16 protein-coding genes are annotated in these 19200 nt (G+C 41.1%); 2 read left to right on the forward strand and 14 right to left on the reverse strand.

Features of this window, described 5'->3' with window-relative positions; translation table 11 throughout:
• Window positions 1-6: 6 nt before the first annotated feature.
• Window positions 7-678 (forward strand): DNA mismatch repair endonuclease MutH, encoded by a 672-nt coding sequence (gene mutH, locus AC0VZ5_RS11950; RefSeq protein ID WP_138608140.1) that lies wholly within the window; start codon window positions 7-9, stop codon window positions 676-678.
• Between the two features lie 164 nt (window positions 679-842).
• Here the strand turns inward: mutH and eno are convergent, their stop codons facing one another.
• The 5 genes from eno to rlmD form a co-directional block, all read right to left on the reverse strand.
• On the reverse strand, window positions 843-2141 hold the full coding sequence (eno, locus tag AC0VZ5_RS11955; RefSeq protein WP_475472997.1) for a phosphopyruvate hydratase: 1299 nt from the start codon (window positions 2139-2141) through the stop codon (window positions 843-845).
• 100 nt (window positions 2142-2241) lie between these two features.
• On the reverse strand, window positions 2242-3876 hold the full coding sequence (locus tag AC0VZ5_RS11960) for a CTP synthase (RefSeq protein WP_138608144.1): 1635 nt from the start codon (window positions 3874-3876) through the stop codon (window positions 2242-2244).
• A 157-nt stretch (window positions 3877-4033) separates the two neighbouring features.
• Window positions 4034-4858: a nucleoside triphosphate pyrophosphohydrolase gene (mazG, locus tag AC0VZ5_RS11965; RefSeq protein WP_475473000.1), complete on the reverse strand. Its 825-nt coding sequence runs from the start codon at window positions 4856-4858 to the stop codon at window positions 4034-4036.
• Window positions 4839-6995: a GTP diphosphokinase gene (gene relA / locus AC0VZ5_RS11970; protein ID WP_010387807.1), complete on the reverse strand. Its 2157-nt coding sequence runs from the start codon at window positions 6993-6995 to the stop codon at window positions 4839-4841. The genes mazG and relA overlap by 20 nt, the downstream gene beginning before the upstream one ends.
• Window positions 6996-7003: 8 nt before the next feature.
• A complete protein-coding gene (gene rlmD / locus AC0VZ5_RS11975) occupies window positions 7004-8329 on the reverse strand; it encodes a 23S rRNA (uracil(1939)-C(5))-methyltransferase RlmD (protein ID WP_475473002.1) in 1326 nt (441 codons plus the stop codon).
• A gap of 102 nt (window positions 8330-8431) precedes the next feature.
• On the opposite strand from rlmD, the gene barA reads away from it, so the two are divergent.
• Window positions 8432-11218, forward strand: a complete 2787-nt coding sequence (gene barA / locus AC0VZ5_RS11980) for a two-component sensor histidine kinase BarA (protein WP_475474759.1) — start codon at window positions 8432-8434, stop codon at window positions 11216-11218.
• Between the two features lie 28 nt (window positions 11219-11246).
• On the opposite strand, the gene pdxJ is transcribed toward barA, so the two are convergent.
• The 9 genes from pdxJ to AC0VZ5_RS12025 all read right to left on the reverse strand — a co-directional run bounded on the left by pdxJ (window position 11247) and on the right by AC0VZ5_RS12025 (window position 19200).
• A complete protein-coding gene (pdxJ, locus tag AC0VZ5_RS11985; RefSeq protein ID WP_475473004.1) occupies window positions 11247-11978 on the reverse strand; it encodes a pyridoxine 5'-phosphate synthase in 732 nt (243 codons plus the stop codon).
• Between the two features lie 21 nt (window positions 11979-11999).
• Window positions 12000-12692, reverse strand: a complete 693-nt coding sequence (gene recO, locus AC0VZ5_RS11990) for a DNA repair protein RecO (RefSeq protein WP_010387802.1) — start codon at window positions 12690-12692, stop codon at window positions 12000-12002.
• Window positions 12693-12712: 20 nt separating this feature from the next.
• Window positions 12713-13645: a GTPase Era gene (gene era / locus AC0VZ5_RS11995; protein WP_138596050.1), complete on the reverse strand. Its 933-nt coding sequence runs from the start codon at window positions 13643-13645 to the stop codon at window positions 12713-12715.
• A complete protein-coding gene (rnc, locus tag AC0VZ5_RS12000) occupies window positions 13635-14312 on the reverse strand; it encodes a ribonuclease III (protein WP_008466504.1) in 678 nt (225 codons plus the stop codon). Before rnc ends, era begins: the two co-directional genes overlap by 11 nt.
• 2 nt (window positions 14313-14314) lie before the next feature.
• Entirely contained in the window at window positions 14315-15250 is a 936-nt protein-coding gene (gene lepB / locus AC0VZ5_RS12005; protein ID WP_138608155.1) for a signal peptidase I, read from the reverse strand.
• Between the two features lie 18 nt (window positions 15251-15268).
• Window positions 15269-17056 carry a translation elongation factor 4 gene (gene lepA, locus AC0VZ5_RS12010; protein ID WP_138608157.1) on the reverse strand — a complete coding sequence of 596 codons (1788 nt, stop codon included), beginning with the start codon at window positions 17054-17056 and terminating at the stop codon, window positions 15269-15271.
• Window positions 17057-17177: 121 nt separating this feature from the next.
• On the reverse strand, window positions 17178-17627 hold the full coding sequence (locus AC0VZ5_RS12015; RefSeq protein ID WP_138608159.1) for a SoxR reducing system RseC family protein: 450 nt from the start codon (window positions 17625-17627) through the stop codon (window positions 17178-17180).
• Window positions 17628-18581, reverse strand: a complete 954-nt coding sequence (locus AC0VZ5_RS12020; RefSeq protein WP_138608161.1) for a MucB/RseB C-terminal domain-containing protein — start codon at window positions 18579-18581, stop codon at window positions 17628-17630. It abuts the gene before it with no gap.
• A gap of 4 nt (window positions 18582-18585) precedes the next feature.
• Window positions 18586-19200 carry a sigma-E factor negative regulatory protein gene (locus AC0VZ5_RS12025; RefSeq protein WP_475473008.1) on the reverse strand — a complete coding sequence of 205 codons (615 nt, stop codon included), beginning with the start codon at window positions 19198-19200 and terminating at the stop codon, window positions 18586-18588.

Here is a 19200-nt window from a genome sequence, read left to right on the forward strand (position 1 = left end):
AACAGTATGCAACCTTTAAAACCTCACTCAATTAATCAACTAATGCAACGTGTCAATAATATTGCAGGGCTCACACTTGGACAACTAGCACAGCAGTACCATTTTAAAACGCCAGATGATTTATTGCGTGAAAAAGGCTGGACAGGTCAACTGATTGAGTATGTATTAGGCGCAACCGCTGGTTCAAAACCGCTCCCCGACTTTGAAGATTTAGGCATAGAGCTTAAAACACTGCCCATTTCATATAAAGGCAAACCATTAGAAACCACCTTTGTGTCGGTAACCCCGTTAATAAATGTAACCGGTACGACCTGGCACTCAAGTAATGTTCGAAAAAAGTTGAATCATGTTTTATGGCTACCTATTTTAGGCGAGCGCGATATAGCACCGTTTGATAGAACCATTGGCAGTGGCTTTTTATGGCAACCTTCCCCCGCGCAAGATGCACAATTGCAGCGAGACTGGGAAGAACAAATGGAGCTTATAGCCCTTGGTAGAGTTGATGAAATTTCAGGTCATTTAGGGGATGTAATGCAAATACGCCCAAAAGCAGCGAATAGCCATATTGTTACCGATGCCATAGGCCCAAATGGGAAAATAATTAAAACCTTGCCGCGTGGTTTTTACTTAAAAACCAGTTTTACCGGCGAGATTTTAAAGCAGCAATTTCAGCTTTAATTGATGAAAAGTAACTAACGTTAGGCTTGTTTAACGCCCGTAGCTCGATGCTCGTAGCCCGTTTCTTTGTCCTTTTTTGCTATTTTTTACAAAAAATCCCCACATGGGCGGGGATTTATAAATCAAAGTTGAACATTTACCTTAACCGGAGTTAAAAATAAATATTACTGACCTTTAACTTCTTTTAAACCATTGTACGGTGCTTTAGCGCCTAATTGCTCTTCAATACGTAGCAATTGGTTGTACTTAGCAACACGATCTGAACGGCTTAATGAACCCGTTTTAATTTGACCTGCAGCAGTACCTACCGCTAAATCAGCAATAGTTGCATCTTCAGTTTCACCAGAGCGGTGAGAAATAACCACTGTAAAACCTGCATCTTTTGCCATTTTGATTGCTGCTAACGTCTCTGTTAGTGAACCAATTTGGTTAAATTTAATTAAGATTGAATTGGCAATACCGTTATCAATACCGCGTTTTAAAATCTTAGTATTGGTTACGAATAAGTCATCACCCACTAATTGAACTTTATCGCCCATTAGTTTAGTTTGGTGTGCAAAGCCATCCCAATCAGACTCATCTAAGCCATCTTCGATTGATACAATTGGGTATTGCTCAGTTAAATCTTTTAAGAAGTGGTTAAACTCTTCAGATGTAAATTGCTTACCTTCACCTTTAAGGTCATAGATATTTGCTTCTTTGTTATAAAACTCAGAGGCCGCACAATCAAGTGCAAGGGTAATATCTTTACCAAGCTCATAACCGGCATTTGCAACAGCCACTTTAATAGCTGCAAGTGCAGCTTCGTTTGATGCAAGGTTTGGTGCAAAACCACCTTCGTCACCTACAGCTGTTGAATGTCCATCTGCTTTAAGTACCTTAGCTAGGCTATGAAATACTTCAGCACCCATACGCAATGCTTCACGGAAGTTAGTAGCACCTACTGGCTGAACCATAAATTCTTGAATATCTACTGAGTTATCAGCGTGCTCACCGCCGTTGATGATGTTCATCATTGGTAGTGGCATAGAGTAAACACCTGGCGTGCCATTTATGTCAGCAATGTGCTCGTATAGCTCTACTTTTTTAGATTGTGCAGCCGCTTTTGCGTTAGCAAGTGAAACCGCTAAAATAGCATTAGCACCTAGTTTTTCTTTGTTTTCAGTACCATCTAAATCAAGCATTACTTGGTCTACATCACTTTGAGCAAGTGCGTTTTGACCTTTTAGCGTTTCTGCAATTTCATTATTAATGAAGCCAACCGCTTTTAATACGCCTTTACCTAAGTAACGCGCTTTATCACCATCACGTAATTCTAATGCTTCGCGAGTTCCTGTAGATGCACCTGAAGGTGCAGCAGCACGGCCCCACGAACCATCAGCTAAATATACTTCAGCTTCAACAGTTGGGTTACCACGCGAGTCCATAATTTCACGACCGATTACTTTTACGATTTCTGACATCTTGATTCCTCTATATTCCCAAAATGGTGAGTGCGGCTAACCTCAGTTTGGCTAGCCTTAGAAACAAAAAAGGCCGCGCATCATGCACAGCCTTTTTATATTACGAAGACGCTTTTTGGTAGGTATGAGCCGCAGCTACAAACCCTTCAAATAGCGGGTGACCATCACGTGGTGTTGAAGTGAATTCCGGGTGGAATTGCGCTGCAATAAACCAAGGGTGATCTTTATTCTCAATAATCTCTACTAGTTTTTTATCTTCAGATAAACCTGTAAAGCTCAAACCAGCTTGCTCAAGCTGTGCTACAAAGTTGTTGTTAACTTCATAACGGTGACGATGACGTTCAACAATCTCGTCGCTGCCATACACGCCATGCACCTTAGAGCCTGGTGTTAAATGACATTTTTGTGCGCCTAAACGCATAGTGCCACCTAAATCAGACTTTTCGTCACGTAGTTCAACATTACCTTCAGCATCTAACCACTCGGTAATTAAACCAACCACTGGTGACTCTGAATTTGCGTTAAATTCAGTTGAGTTTGCATCAACTAAACCAGCAACATTTCGTGCGTATTCAATAAGCGCAACCTGCATACCTAAACAAATACCTAGGTAAGGCACTTTGTTTTCACGGGCATATTTAGCCGCTAAGATCTTACCTTCAACCCCACGACCACCAAAACCACCCGGTACTAAAATAGCATCTAAACGAGAAAGTACATCAGTTCCTTTGGTTTCTATGTCTTGTGAATCAACGTATTGGATATTAATAGTTAAACGATTTTTCAGTCCCGCATGCTTTAATGCTTCGTTTACTGATTTGTATGCATCTGGTAATTCAATGTATTTACCTACCATACCAATTGTCACTTCACCCGTTGGGTTAGACTCTTGATACAATACTTGTTCCCACTCAGCTAAATCCGCTTCAGGCGCGTCTAAATGAAAACGACGACATACAAAGTTATCTAACTCTTGCGATTTTAATAACGCAGGGATTTTATAAATACTATCTACATCGGGTAGTGAAATAACTGCTTTTTCTTCAACGTTTGTGAACAGTGCAATTTTTGCACGCTCGTTATTTGGCAGCTTACGGTCTGAGCGACAAATAAGAATATCTGGTTGAATGCCTACCGAGCGTAACTCTTTAACTGAGTGCTGAGTTGGTTTTGTTTTCACTTCACCGGCAGGGCCTAAGAATGGCACTAGCGTTAAGTGAATGAAAAGTGCGCGTTCACGACCAATTTCTGTACCCATTTGACGAATTGCTTCGATAAATGGTTGTGATTCAATATCGCCTACCGTACCACCAATTTCAACGATTGCTATATCATGGCCTTCTGCGCCATCATAAACACGTTGCTTAATGTCATTGGTAATATGAGGAATAACCTGAATAGTTGCGCCAAGATATTCGCCACGTCTTTCACGACGTAGTACATCTTCATATACGCGCCCCTGCGTAAAGTTATTACGGCTGGTCATTTTGGTGCGAATAAAACGTTCGTAGTGACCTAAATCAAGGTCAGTTTCTGCGCCGTCTTCGGTAACGTATACTTCACCGTGTTGAATTGGGCTCATTGTGCCTGGGTCAACGTTGATGTAAGGATCCAGCTTTAGAATGGTAACATCTAAGCCACGGGCTTCTAAAATAGCGGCCAATGATGCTGCTGCAATACCTTTACCCAACGAAGAAACAACTCCGCCAGTAACGAAGATAAATTTTGTACTCATGCGAACCCTAGAATATCAGGAATTAAAAGGAATATAATACCCAAACAAGTGATTTTGGAATATAAACAAGACGGGGCGAAATTGTACCAAAACATAGCTAAGCAATCCAGCTATAAATAGCAAATCTGTGCACAAAAAACAGACATTTTTTATGTCCCTATTTATTTAATTTTTTTATTGCATCCCATGCCGCATCCATTTCCTCTAAAGACGCTGACTCAATACATTTACCCTGAGCAATTAAGTAATTTTGCACCTTTTCAAATCGTGCAGAAAACTTATCGTTGGCACTGCGAAGCAATTGCTCTGGATCACGTTTAACATGGCGCGCTACATTCACGGTAGCAAACAACAAATCACCTAGTTCTTCTGCTGTATGGTCTGAGTAAGGGTCATGTTCTAAGGCTTCTTTCACTTCCTCAACTTCCTCACTCACCTTATCTATAGCTCCATGAAAAGTAGGCCAATCAAAGCCTAAAGCGGCTACACGTTGTTGAATTTTTTTAGCTTTTGTTAAGCTAGGTAAACTGTTTGGTATATCTTGCCAAAGTGTTGAGCTTTTATCTTGGGGTCTAGTAGCACGCTCTTGTGCTTTTATTGCTTGCCATTGCGCAGCTAATTCGGCATCAGTTGTGGGTGTGTCTTGCGATGAAAATACATGCGGATGACGGCGCACTAGCTTCTCATTTAACGTGTTTACCACATCGTTAAAATCAAATAATTGCTGCTCTTGCGCTAGTTGCGCATAAAACACGATTTGAAATAACAGATCACCTAGTTCACCTTTAAGTTCACTTAAATCGTCGCGCTCAATACAATCAGCCACTTCATAGGCTTCTTCAAGAGTGTGAGGTACGATTGACGCAAACGTTTGCTTGAGATCCCAAGGGCATCCGCCCTCAGGGTTTCTCAGTGTTTGCATTATTTCCAGCAGTTGGCTTAAAGCCTCATTGTTAGCCTGATTACTGCCCTCGTTTTGCACTGTGTACCCCTTCGATCTGATGTAGCTTAGACAGCACTTTATTAGTGCCCTGTAAGTCATGCACTTCAATTTGCATCACAAAAATAGCAGTTTGAGTGCTATCAACCGTGTTTACGTTCATATTGAGCACATTAACTTTTTCATTGGCAAGTGCTGAGCTGATGTCACGAATTAGCCCAGAACGATCGCTGGCTTCAATACGAATAGTTAAGGCATAAGAGCTACTAATATCATCTGACCAACTCACTGAAATAACACGCTCGGGGTGCTTGTTTTTTAAATTACTAAACGAATCACAATCCTCTCGGTGAACCGCAATACCGCGTCCTTGAGTAATATAACCAATTATTTCATCACCAGGTACTGGGCGACAACAACGCGCAACATGGCTCATTAAACTGCCGACCCCATCCACTACAATACCGTTTTTATCACCAGTCACTTTACTAGGCGATTTGAAACGAATTACCGGCTCATGCTCTGTTCTGTCAGTAATAAAGTTAAGCATTTGGTTAAGACGAATATCGCCTGCGCCAATGGCGACCATTAAGTCATCAAGTTCTCTAAAATTAAAACGCTTTATAGCAGGATCTAAATCTTTATAAGTTAGCTCTAATTTTTGTAATTCGTTATCAAGGATTTCTTTACCCGCACTTAAATTTTTATCGCGGTCGAGCTGTTTAAACCAATGGTGAATTTTGGCTCTAGCGCGAGACGATTTAATGTAACCTAACGATGGATTTAACCAATCACGGCTTGGGTTTGGCTGCTTTTGGGTTAGTATTTCAACTTGGTCACCAGTGCTTAACTGATGAGTAAATGGCACTATTTTGCCAAATATTTTTGCACCAATACATCGATGCCCTACATTGGAGTGAATGTAGTAAGCAAAATCAAGAGGTGTTGCTCCCAGTGGTAAGTCAAAAATATCGCCTCGAGGGGTAAACACATAGACGCGGTCTTCAACCACTTGGTTTTTAAGCTCTTGTGCTAAGTCGCTGCCATCGACCACTTCTTCTTGCCATTGCAGTAACTTACGCAACCAGCTAATTTTTTGCTCATAGCCTGAACCACGCCCTGGTAATGCGCCCTCTTTGTACATCCAATGCGCGGCGACACCCAGCTCTGCATCTTGATGCATGTCGTGCGTTCGTATTTGAATTTCAACGGTTTTACCCTCAGGACCAAACACAACCGTATGAATAGATTGATAGCCATTTTGTTTTGGAGTCGCAACGTAATCGTCAAACTCTTTATTTAAATGACGCCAATTAGTGTGCACTATACCTAGAGCACCGTAGCAGTCTTGTAATCGTTCAACCACAATTCGCATGGCGCGTATATCAAATAGCTGATCAAACTCGTAGTTCTTTTTCGCCATTTTTTTGTAAATGCTGTAGATATGTTTTGGCCTGCCGTACACCTCAGCTTTGATACCCGCTTCATGGAGGCGTTGTTTGACCTGTTCAACCATATCAACCATATACGCTTCACGGGCAAGGCGCTTATCATCGAGCTGCTTAGCAATATTTTTATAAATATCGGGGTGCAAATAACGAAAAGCTAAATCCTCAAGCTCCCATTTTAATTGACCAATACCAAGACGATTCGCAAGTGGTGCAAATATATCAGCGGTCTCTTTGGCGGCAACTACTCGCTCTTCTTCTGCGGCATCTTTGACGTTGCGTAAATGGCAAACCTGTTCGGCTAATTTAATCACCACAGCGCGCACATCTTCCACCATAGCAAGCAGCATCCGGCGAATATTATCGACTTGCACAGTGCCGTTGCCTTGATGAGCTAAGGTACTTATGGTCGCCATTTGTGACACACCTGTAAGCAGTACTGCAACATGGTTGCCTAAATGCTCTTCTACCGCATCAATGCTCACTACATCATTTAAATAATAAGGGGTTAAATAAGCAGTGGCTAAAGAGTCAGCATCTAAATTTAGCTCAACTAAAATCTCTACCATTTCTATAGCGGTATTTTGTCGCTCGCTGTTATCGCACGTTTGGCAAAGCTGCTGCGCTTTGTTGAGTAAGCTAATTTTTTCCTGAGACAAATCAAGAGATTCTACGCGCGAAAAAAAGTCACCCGCTTTGTCATGTTGATGAGATTGACGTGTCGCTACCATAATGCGCTTTACCTCCGTTGAAATAACGCCATAGTTTCGATATGCCCCGTGTGAGGAAACATATTCATTAGCCCTATTTTATTCAGCTCAAAACCGGCTTGCGAAATAATAGCGCTGTCACGGGCTAAAGTAACAGGGTCGCAAGAAACGTATAAAATCGCTTTAAACTGCGTTAATGGAAGCTGCTCTAAAACTGCCATCGCACCAGTGCGTGAAGGGTCAAGCACTAAAACATCTAATTCTTTATTAAACCACGGCGCTTTTTTAATGCTCGTGGTTAAATCAAAACAATGAAACTGGGTATTAGTAATAGAGTTAGTGTGCGCATTTTGTGTTGCTAATGCAACCGCCGAAGTTACGCCCTCAATTCCTGTTACTGTTTTAGCTTGTTTGGCTAGCACTAAAGAGAAGTTACCAATACCACAAAATAAATCCAGAACATTTTCATCACCTTGAAGTGCTAACCAGTTTGCAGCTTGAAGCAGCATCGCTTGATTTACACTCGCGTTAACCTGAATAAAGTTACTGAGCCCAAATTCAAACGTTATATTTAACTGCTCAAGTTTATAAAATGGCATAGCTAAATGTGAATGATCAATAGTATCACTGTCACTTTGCCACACTAATTGCCAATTATGAGCTATTACACTTTGCTCAACAAACGCCTTATCATGGGGTGAAATCGCTTTGGTATGGCGGATAACAATAAAATATTGTTCATCAGCGGCACATAACTGTAAATGACTAATACTATGCAGCGTCTTGTTTTGATTAATGACTTTATCAAATACATTAAATACATCGGCAAATACATCACTTAAAACTGGGCACTGATTAATACTAACAATACTTTTAGAAGCATTTGCTCTGTAGCCTACCCGCATTTTTTTTGCAGCCTTATCGAACATAACAGCAATCCGAGCACTGCGTCGATAATGAGTTGCTTGGCTTAGCAGCGGAGCTTGCCAGTTTAAATCGGTTAATTTTGCAAACTTGGCAAATAATTGATTCACCGCTGCTTGCTTTTCAATTACCTGCTGTGTGGCATCTAAATGCTGTAGCTGGCAACCTCCACACTGGCTGTAATGCTCGCAAATAGGAACTGTGCGATATTCACTGGCTTTAATTATTTTAAGCGTATCAGCTTGGCTGTAACGTGCTTTATCATCAACTAACTTAGCTTTTACTCGCTCCCCAGGTAATGCTCCACTAACAAAACACACTTTATTATTGTACTTAGCAATACCACGGCCATGGTGATCCATTGCTGTAATATCGAGTTCAAGCGATTGCTGTTGTAGTGGTTTTTTCTTTGCTTTAAATATTTGTGCCATGAGGCATTACCTTAAAGGTTGATGAATTACGTCTCTACTTTGAGAATAGCTATGAGTATGTATATACTCACATTTAATAAAAATGATAATAATGCTCAGATTATGACCAAACTAGGCTTGCGCGATTCTGTTTTAACACTCACCCTGATCCCCACAGTGATCATTGGGCTATTACTAGGTGGTTATTTTACAATAAATCGTTACATTGAGCTTGATGAAATTTTATATCAACAAGGCACAACAATTTCTGAGCCTTTAGCGATTGCTCTTGAACAACCTTTACTGGAAAAAAATAAAAAACTACTTAACCGTGTTATTCGTTATACACATAACAAACACTCACCAGCGGTCAAATCAATTGCTATTTTTAATGATAACAACCAACTTATTATAACCAGTAATTATCATCGCTCGTTCGATACCTTAATTGAGCAAACGCAAATTGACAGTTTTAAAGCCACACATGTTCAGCAAACTGAAGAGTTAGTGACTTTTTTTACCCCTATCATTAACCATACAACACCCAATAGCGACTGGAATACTTCTGAGTTTCAGACCACATTAGGTACCGTGGTGATCCAACTTAATCGCGACAAAGCTGTTATTGGCCAGCAACGCGCATTATTAGTCAGCGGTATTATTATTATTCTCGCCTTAGTATTAGCTGCTATTTTAGCACTAAAACTTAGCCGTATGTTTATGACACCGCTAAATAAGTTAGTACTTGCTACCGACAGGTTAATTGAAGGTAAAAGACAAACAGGGTTAACTGAGCCCATGAATGGTGAGTTTGAACTATTGCGTGAAGGACTCAATACCATATCCCACTCTATGGTGATGCAAAAAGACGAAATGCAAAAAAATATTGATCAAGCAACTAGTGATTACCGCGAAACGCTTGAGCAATACGAAACACAAAATATACAGCTCACTATGGCTAAAAAAGAAGCCCAAGATGCTAACCGCGTTAAGTCTGACTTTTTAGCAAAAATGAGTCATGAATTGCGCACACCACTTAATGGGGTTATTGGCTTTACTCGCCAGCTTTATAAAACACCGCTAAATAAAAACCAAAAAGATTACCTTGATACCATTGAGCTTTCAGCAAACAGCTTACTGACCATTATTAGCGATATATTAGACTTCTCCAAATTAGAAGCGGGTGCTATGGAGCTTGAATCGATTCAATTTCAATTACGCGATAGCGTAAACGAAGTGATGACATTACTGGCACCTAGCGCTCACGACAAACAACTTGAGCTCTCTATTTATATAAACCCTCAGGTGCCCGATCACTTAACCGGCGACCCCACTCGATTTAAACAAGTACTTATTAACCTATTAAGTAACGCGATAAAATTTACTGAAAAAGGCGCCATTAAAGTCGATATTAGCCATCGTTTGTTGGATGAGGAGCGTACTTCCATTTTAGTGTCGGTGGCTGACACCGGGGTGGGTATTCCTGCCGATAAACAAGACGCGTTATTTACCGCCTTTGGCCAAGCCGACTCCAGTATCACCCGTAAATTTGGTGGCACTGGCTTAGGGCTTATTATTACTAAACATATTGTTGAAGCAATGAATGGCCGTATTACCTTAAATTCAGCTCCAGGTAGTGGCACATGCTTTACTTTTAATGGCGTATTTAGATTACCAAATCATGTATTTATCAACGATTTGCCTACCCAGTCATTAATTGGTAAACGTGTTCTTTATCTAGAGCCACATAAGCATACCCATCATGCCGTTGTTTCATTATTACAAGAGTGGAAAATTAGCGTCACTCGATGTCATAGCGAAAGTGAATTTTTAGAGTGTATCGAGAAATCAGAGATTAATTTTGATATATGCCTTATTGGTCACATGGCATCGGTTGATGATATGCAGCGCTTAAAAAGCTATGTAAAAGCGGTTAGAGAATCAACCGATTATTTATATTTAATGCTTAATACTGTATCGCACAATATGCGTGAAGCTTTTATAGGCAGCGGTGCAGATGCCTGTTTAAGTAAACCGCTCAACCATCGTAAATTATGTGAGTTATTAGCCGCACCCTATCGACTTGATCACCCGGCGCATAACATAGATCAGCATGAACAAACTCTACTGCCATTAAAAGTATTAGTGGTAGATGATAACGACGCTAATTTAAAATTAATATACACCCTACTAAACGAACAGGTGGAATTGATTGATACTGCCCATAATGGTTCACAAGCTTATAGCCTAAGTAAAAGTCATAAATATGATGTGATTTTTATGGATATTCAAATGCCGATAATGGATGGCATTACAGCCTGTAAACTCATTAAAGAGTCATCTTTAAATGAAGATACACCTATTATTGCCGTAACTGCGCATGCACTCAATAGTGAAAAAGAACAATTATTAAAAGATGGTTTTGAAGGCTATTTAACCAAGCCAATTGACGAAGATATGCTCAATCAAGTTATTTGCGATCATAGCCCGCAATTACCTGTAAGCCGTGATAAGTCAAAAAACACATTTGAACATAGCACAGCGCCTTTTAATAGCACTCGGCTTGATTGGGCGTTGGCGCTGCAACGTGCTGGCGGTAAACCTGAATTAGCCAATGAAATGCTCAACATGCTGTTATTAAGCGTGCCCGAAACCCTAAACTTATTAAATCAAGCAATAGTCAGCAATGACTGCCCTCAAGTACTCAGCGTGATCCATAAATTTCATGGAGCGTGTTGCTATACTGGTGTACCAAAATTAAAAACATTGGCGGAAACGATCGAAACGTCACTAAAAAATGAGTGCGTACTTGATAATATAGAGCCCGAACTGTTTGAACTTCAAGACGAGCTGGAAAACTTGCTTGTTGATGCCAACATTGATAACAACAATAAAAAAGACGAGCTATAGCTCGTCTTGTCTATTGTTATTTATAATTCTAAGCGCGGGCTTCAAGCATTAAGCGTTTCATATCACGCACCGCTTTATCTAAACCATCAATCGCTGCACGGGCAATAATAGCGTGACCAATATTAAGCTCGTAAATCTCTGGCATCGCTGCAATTGGCTTCACGTTGTGGTAGTGCAAACCATGGCCGGCATTAACAATTAAGCCAATACTCGCTGCATACTTAACGCCTTGACGGATGTGTTCAAGCTCTTTTGCTGTATCTTCATCGTTGGTGGCATCGGCATAGGCTCCGGTATGAATTTCAACATAAGGCGCACCACAGGCTTTTGCCGCGTCTAACTGCGCTTTATCGGCATCTATAAACAATGACACTTTAATACCGGCTTGCGTTAGAGTTTTAGTCGCTGCGGCTATTTTATCAATATTACCCGCTACATCTAAGCCGCCTTCGGTAGTAAGCTCTTCACGTTTTTCAGGTACTAAGCATACATATTCAGGTTTAACCTCAAGTGCAATCGCAATCATTTCATCGGTTATTGCGGTTTCAAGGTTCATGCGTGTTTGAATGGTTTTAGCCATCACATACACATCGCGGTCTTGAATGTGTCTGCGGTCTTCGCGTAAATGAATCGTAATACCATCAGCACCGGCATGCTCTGCAACACTGGCTGCATGGGCTGGATCTGGGTAAGAAGTACCTCGAGCTTGGCGAAGCGTTGCAATATGATCTACATTCACGCCTAGAAGAATATCTTTCATGTTTGTACCTGTGAAATTTGTTTATTGAGAGCTAATAAATAACTCACGACTTTTTAATGGCTTATTGCCCAATAATGGCTTTAATAAATAACGACTTAATTGCTTTGCCATATATAACACATCCGCTTGACTAAAGTCATGATTTGCTATGGCATTAAGTTGTGAACCGGTAAATCCAGAACGCGTGTCATGTTGCACTGAAAACCCTACTTCTGCGAAGTAACTATACGTTTGTGCCTCGTCAATTGGCTCACCGTCAGCGTCAAAACTAAAATCGACTCCATATCCTAGCAGCTCTAACAATTGAAATTCATAAGAGCGCAGTACCGCTTGCATGTCAGTACCGCTATTAAGGTTTTCTAGGTGTGTTTTATAAAGTTGAAAAACTTGATCAATGGGCTCATTAATCGGCACAATGCGATTAGTTAGCTCATTTAAATAAAAGCCACAATAAAGCTTATCACCAGTTAGAAATAACGGGTTGCCGTAGAGCTCAAATTTATTAATATATTTTAAATCGTATTTGCCATTGTAATGGACGAGTAAGGATTGAAATGGTTGCAATTGGGCTTTGTGTTTAGTGGCCTGGCGGCCACTAACTCGTGCGAGCATTCTAAGCTGGCCAACGCCTTCTACCAGCATATCTAACATTACTTGCGAGTCACTGTAGGGACGTCGATGTAATAAATAGGCTTTGTAAAAGTCGCTGTCCATATTAGGCTATTCGATACTTATTAATCTTCACCGTAGCCTAAGCTTCTTAAGGCACGTTCATCGTCAGCCCAGCCCGATTTTACTTTAACCCATAGTTCTAAAAATACTTTATTTTCAAGCATTTCTTCTAGGTCTTTACGCGCTTCACGGCCGATCACTTTTAGCTTTTCGCCTTTGTTACCGATAACCATGCGCTTTTGCGTTTCACGCTCAACCAAAATAAGGCCATTGATGTGCCAAACGCCGTTTTCTTGCCATTTAAACTGTTCTATTTCCACAGTCACAGAGTAAGGTAGTTCCTCACCCATAAAGCGCATAAGCTTTTCACGGATCACTTCAGCAGCCATAAAGCGCATTGAGCGGTCGGTAACGTAGTCATCCGGAAAATAAAATTCGCACGGCGGTAAACGTTTAGTCACTTCTTCTTTGATCAGGTTAATGTTTTTACCCTGAGTCGCAGAGACAGGCATAATGCCTATAAAGTCAAACTTATCGCCTAAGAATTTCATGTGTGGCAGTACAAGATCGCGATCTTTCACTTGGTCAATTTTGTTAATAACTAACAATACCGGCTTGCCACTTTGGCTCACTTTGTTTAGTACCATCTCGTCATCGGCATTCCAATGGGTGCCTTCAACAACAAAAATAATCAGTTCAACATCGCCAATTGAGCTCGACGCTGCGCGGTTCATTAAACGGTTAATGGCGCGCTTTTCTTCAACATGCAGACCTGGGGTATCTACGTACACCGCTTGGTGTTTACCCTCGGTATGAATACCCATAATACGATGGCGCGTGGTTTGTGGCTTACGTGAGGTAATACTGACTTTTTGCTCAATAATTTCATTAAGCAAGGTTGATTTACCCACATTAGGACGGCCAACAATCGCAACCATGCCACAAAATGTGTCTATTTCGCCTTCATGAGGCTGTATTAAGGTATCAAGATTCATTTTTAAGTATCTTCAATGCTTTTTCGGCCGCTTTTTGTTCGGCTTTACGCCTTGAGCTGCCAACAGAAATAATGCTATCCATTCCATCAACGATACATTCAACCGTGAATGTTTGATTGTGTGCCTGACCTTTAGTGTCTACTACAGTATAGCCAGGTAATGATAGCTTACGAGCTTGCAAATACTCTTGCAGCAGGGTCTTAGGATCTTTTTGGTTAAGCCCTGGTGAAATAGCATCTAAACGTGATTCATACCACGCTAAAATAAGCTCGCCGCAACGATCAATGTCTGAATCTAAAAATACAGCGCCAATTATAGCTTCCACTGCATCTGCTAGGGTCGACTCGCGTCTAAACCCGCCACTTTTTAGCTCGCCAGGGCCTAAACGCAGGTAATCACCTAGCTCAAACTCAAGGCCAAATTCAGCTAACGTCTGGCCGCGAACTAAAGTCGAACGCATGCGGCTTAAATCGCCTTCACGTGCTTTAGGAAATTTAGCGTACAAGGCATTGGCAATTACAAAGCTCAAAATCGAGTCGCCCAAAAATTCGAGTCGCTCGTTGTGTTGACCTTTGTGGCTGCGGTGCGTCATTGCTTGCTCAAGTAGGCCTTGATCAGCAAATGTGTAGCCAATTCTTTTGTATAACTCTGTTACATTTTTTTTCATTGTTACTGAATATTACCTAGGCGTTCAAAACGAACACCAGTTGGAACCCATCCTGGTAAAATGTCATCTGGGCCATTATCAAATTCAAAACTCATCCATATAAAGACAGCTTTACCCACCAAGTTTTCTTTTGGTACAAAGCCCCAAAAGCGACTATCTTGGCTGTTATCGCGATTGTCACCCATCATAAAGTAATGATCAGCAGGCACCACCCATTCATCTGCAGGAGTGCCCAATTGCTGGTAGTAACGCCCTTTACGTTCAGGCGATTTTGGGTTGATTAAAATATCATGGCTAGAGGTCGTTAAATCTTCATTTAAACGCGCTAAAGCCATTGGGCCTTGCATAAATTCATCATCATTAATTAATTTAAAATCAATTTTATTGAATTCGTTGCAAAGAAGCGCGCCTTTTTGAACTTCGCCTTCTTCACATTTTGGTTGAATATATAAACGCTTATCGCGATAAACAATTTTATCGCCAGGTAAGCCTATAGCGCGTTTAATATAATCAACTCTTTCATCTAATGGGTATTTAAAAACAACAATATCGCCACGCTCTGGTTCGCTCACATCCACTAACTGGCTACGCCATACTGGGTCTTTAATTCCATAAGAATACTTTTGCACTAAAATAAAATCGCCTACTAATAAGGTTGGCATCATCGAACCCGATGGGATCTGAAACGGCTCAAAAATAAACGATCTAAAAATAGTGATAGCAGCAATCATCGGAAAAATCGACTTTGCTGTTTCAGTAATGACTGGCTCAGGCGCAATCAATGCTGCGGTTTCTTCATCAAGTTGGCCACCGGCAGAAGTCTGTGCAAGTGCCAAACGTTCTTGCCTTTTAGGGGCAAACATTAAGTGATCTATTAACCATATTAGGCCTGAGCCTAAGGTTAATAACACCAATAAAACTGAAAAGTAGCCAGCCATTTATTATCCCTTTATTTTTTATTTACCAACTTTTAAAATGGCTAAGAACGCTTCTTGAGGCACTTCAACGTTACCAAGTTGCTTCATTCGCTTTTTACCATCTTTTTGTTTTTGAAGTAATTTTTTCTTACGACTCACGTCACCACCGTAACACTTCGCGATTACGTTTTTACGAAGCTGTTTCACTGTTGTGCGCGCGATTACATGCTGACCAATTGCTGCTTGAATCGCAATATCAAACATTTGACGTGGTATAAGCTCTTTTAGCGCATCAGCAAGCTGACGACCACGAGACTGCGCGCTATCGCGGTGTACAATAATAGCAAGAGCATCAACACGCTCGCTATTGATGAGTATATCTACACGAACCATGTCTGAGGTTTGGAAGTGCTTAAAGTTATAATCAAGCGACGCAAAGCCACGACTGGTTGATTTTAACTTATCAAAGAAGTCCATTACCACTTCAGCCATTGGCAGTTCGTACGTTACTGCAACTTGCTTACCATGGTAGCTCATTTTAGTTTGCATACCGCGCTTATCAACACATAAAGTGATTACGCTACCTAAGTACTCTTGCGGTACTAAAATGTTTGCTTCTACTACTGGCTCACGTATTTCTAAAATATCGTTTACAGCTGGTAGGTCAGACGGGTTATCTATTTGTGTAGTGCCCTCTTTAGTCACTACCTCATAAATAACCGTTGGTGCTGTGGTGATTAAATCAATGTCGTATTCACGCTCTAAGCGCTCTTGAATAATTTCCATGTGCAGCATACCTAAGAAGCCACAACGGAAACCAAACCCTAACGCGGTTGAGTTTTCTGGTTCAAAGAATAACGACGCATCGTTTAAGCTTAGTTTGTTAAGTGCATCGCGGAATGACTCGTAATCATCCGACGCAATTGGGAACATACCCGCATAAACTTGTGGTTTAATTTTTTGAAAACCTGGTAAGCGCTCTGGTGCCGCATTTTTTTGATGAGTAATGGTATCGCCCACCGGTGCACCGTGTATTTCTTTAATACCTGCAATAACAAACCCTACTTCACCGGTACGTAAAATACCGGTGTTAGTTTGTTTAGGCGTAAAAATCCCCACATGATCTGCGGTATGTACGTTCTCGTTTGACATGATTTTAATTTTGTCGCCCGCGCGAAGTTCGCCATGTTTGATACGTACTAGCGATACAACGCCTTGGTACGGGTCAAACCAAGAATCGATAATTAGCGCTTGTAATGGCTCGTCTTTTTCACCAACGGGTGGCGGTACATCTTTAACGATCATTTCAAGTACTTCGGCAATACCCACACCTGTTTTAGCACTACATTGCACGGCATCAAGGGCATCAATACCAATGATGTCTTCAATTTCTTCGGCTACACGTAATGGGTCAGCTTGCGGTAAATCAATTTTATTTAGAACCGGTATAACTTCTAAGTCCATTTCGATGGCGGTATAACAGTTAGCTAATGTTTGTGCTTCAACACCTTGGCCAGCATCAACAACCAATAATGCGCCTTCACAGGCAGCTAGTGAGCGTGATACTTCATAAGTAAAGTCAACATGACCAGGAGTGTCGATAAAGTTGAGCTGGTAGGTTTCACCATCGTTTGCCTTGTAGTTTAACGTTACACTTTGCGCCTTGATGGTAATGCCACGTTCACGTTCAATATCCATTGAATCCAGAACCTGCTTCTGCATTTCACGGTCGGTTAAACCACCACAAACTTGGATCAAACGGTCAGAAAGGGTCGATTTACCATGGTCAATGTGGGCGATGATCGAAAAATTACGGATATGCTTCATAAACTGGATTCTAAACTTCTATTTTAAGGACTAAGGTCGCATGCCTAAATAACTTGAAAATACTTGCTGTGCATTTTCAAGTTACTGTGGCATAAAAACGCAATTTTACATTTAATTGGCGTCAATCACCATCTATTTGAGTTAAAGGAAGGCTAATTGGATGAATTTTTATCACTTTAATCTCATGTCTAAGTGATTTCACCCATGTTTTAGCAATTAAGAAGCCGGTGATGCCACCTAATATCGCAGCTAAAATTTGCCAGCCTTCGGCTAATTGTATTAATTCACTAGCCAATAAGGCGAATATTAAACTTAAAAATAAGGGCAGCATGTAAACGGCAAAGGCATGTTTTACAACATGGCTATCATCCAGTGACAAGGTCACTTTTTGCCCCACCTCTAATTGCGTTTCAAATTTGTAGGGCAAGGTTTTTTTGGCAGTACCAAATAACTTACTAAACACTTGAGAGCCACAACGTCCATTACAGCCTTCACATGCCTGTTTTTGTTGGGCTTCTAAATGCGCAACGTGGCCACTAAGGGCCACGACGGTTAACGTTTGTTCTATCATTTATAACGCCCGTGAAACAGACTCAGCAATCGCTTTGGCGCTCATGGTTGGTATATTCCCCACCACAGACACATCAAAATTTCCGCCGTTGTGCACATAAATAGTGGTGGCTCCTGAGGTCAGAGCTCCGCTTAAACGCTTACCTGGTAGTGGCCGTTGTATAAATACTGAGACCTCAACAAATCCATCAGAGAATAAATAGTAATCTGTTAATTCATTGTTTAAGTCGAGCTTATGTCTATCGGACTTGAGTAATTCAAACCCTTCAGGTAGCCATCCAATAGTCCAATTCATAGCATTTGCTTTGCTTTGTTCATCAATTGAATTAGCGGGTAATGGTGTTGGAAAATTACGATTAAGTACTTCTAATAATAAGCTTGCCGGTTGCTCAGTTACGCTAATGTGGGTAAGTTGTAATTGCTCTAGCGCTTCGCCTTGGTGATTCACATAGGCGGCTTTCAACAATAAAGACGACTCAGTATCAATCCAAATCCAATAGTTATATTTGTCATCGTTTTTAGATTCAATTCGAACCAGCTGAGCAGGACGCCCCGCAATACGGCCTTTACCACCAAGCACAAAATCATAATGCGCACTTAAGCGGTTAATATCTTTAAATAAGACTTCTGGGATGGGGCCTGCAATCGAGTCAGTTGTTAACGAGTAAGGTTCTGATTGTGGCTCAAAGTAGGTAACTTGATCGTCAATGCGGATCATTTCAAGGCCTGCACCATTAAGCAAACTTAAATGCTCTAGCTCTATATCACCTTGTTTAGCATGCACCCAGCGGTAGGGCTCCATACTTTTACCCTTAACAACAACAAAAGAGGCATCGAAATTACGAGTGTGAACTGCACTTGCCATTTCAAGCAGTAAATCTTTAGCAGGGTTTGTGTCATTGGCAAAAGTATTAAAACTCAGCACCAATGACATAATAAAAGTAATTACTTTCATCTAATTAGTTTTTTTCCTCTGGGGATGTTTCATCTGTTTTAGCTGTTTTTAACGAATGAGCCACTCGCGCTTGACGTTGATGTTCAAGTACTAATGCGCCAATGCGTTGCTGCTGAAGCTCTCGTAAACCTTGCTCTGCGTTATCAAGTGCAGGTGCTGATGAGTAGCTTACAGGCGACGCCATGCCGGTTAACGGCGTGGTTTGCAATAAAGGAATTTCGTTTTGCACAGCATCTTCACCTTGCGGTAAGGTGTTCACGCCAACGATAGTAAACATTGCTACGCTCGCAGCAATTGCTAGTTGGGCAACCGGTTTACGCCAATTAAACGCCACTACTTTATTATCTGTTTCGGTATTAGAAGCGGTAGCCACATTGTGAGACTGGCTAAAGTCTGCATAAACGGGCTCGCTCTCAAGTGCTAACGAAATGCGTTCGCTAATATCAAAGTCCATATTATTGTTATTTTCTTTAGCTCGCATTGCATCACCAATTAACGCGTAACGGCCAAACGTAGCTACATCATCCGATGCAATAGTTGCATCCTTTAATGTTTGTTCACCGTCAAGTAATGCTGATAACGATTCGTTATCTAAGCGGTTAACGTGTGCTTTTGTCAT

It is taken from the genome of Pseudoalteromonas sp. QJM3NY_12 (assembly GCF_056173165.1).

Coding starts and splice junctions, on each gene's coding strand:
- mutH (WP_138608140.1), top strand. CDS start 7: ATGCAACCTTTAAAACCTCACTCAATTAATCAACTAATGCAACGTGTC.
- eno (WP_475472997.1), bottom strand. CDS start 2,141: ATGTCAGAAATCGTAAAAGTAATCGGTCGTGAAATTATGGACTCGCGT.
- AC0VZ5_RS11960 (WP_138608144.1), bottom strand. CDS start 3,876: ATGAGTACAAAATTTATCTTCGTTACTGGCGGAGTTGTTTCTTCGTTG.
- relA (WP_010387807.1), bottom strand. CDS start 6,995: ATGGTAGCGACACGTCAATCTCATCAACATGACAAAGCGGGTGACTTT.
- rlmD (WP_475473002.1), bottom strand. CDS start 8,329: ATGGCACAAATATTTAAAGCAAAGAAAAAACCACTACAACAGCAATCG.
- barA (WP_475474759.1), top strand. CDS start 8,432: ATGACCAAACTAGGCTTGCGCGATTCTGTTTTAACACTCACCCTGATC.
- pdxJ (WP_475473004.1), bottom strand. CDS start 11,978: ATGAAAGATATTCTTCTAGGCGTGAATGTAGATCATATTGCAACGCTT.
- recO (WP_010387802.1), bottom strand. CDS start 12,692: ATGGACAGCGACTTTTACAAAGCCTATTTATTACATCGACGTCCCTAC.
- era (WP_138596050.1), bottom strand. CDS start 13,645: ATGAATCTTGATACCTTAATACAGCCTCATGAAGGCGAAATAGACACA.
- rnc (WP_008466504.1), bottom strand. CDS start 14,312: ATGAAAAAAAATGTAACAGAGTTATACAAAAGAATTGGCTACACATTT.
- lepB (WP_138608155.1), bottom strand. CDS start 15,250: ATGGCTGGCTACTTTTCAGTTTTATTGGTGTTATTAACCTTAGGCTCA.
- lepA (WP_138608157.1), bottom strand. CDS start 17,056: ATGAAGCATATCCGTAATTTTTCGATCATCGCCCACATTGACCATGGT.
- AC0VZ5_RS12015 (WP_138608159.1), bottom strand. CDS start 17,627: ATGATAGAACAAACGTTAACCGTCGTGGCCCTTAGTGGCCACGTTGCG.
- AC0VZ5_RS12020 (WP_138608161.1), bottom strand. CDS start 18,581: ATGAAAGTAATTACTTTTATTATGTCATTGGTGCTGAGTTTTAATACT.
- AC0VZ5_RS12025 (WP_475473008.1), bottom strand. CDS start 19,200: ATGACAAAAGCACACGTTAACCGCTTAGATAACGAATCGTTATCAGCA.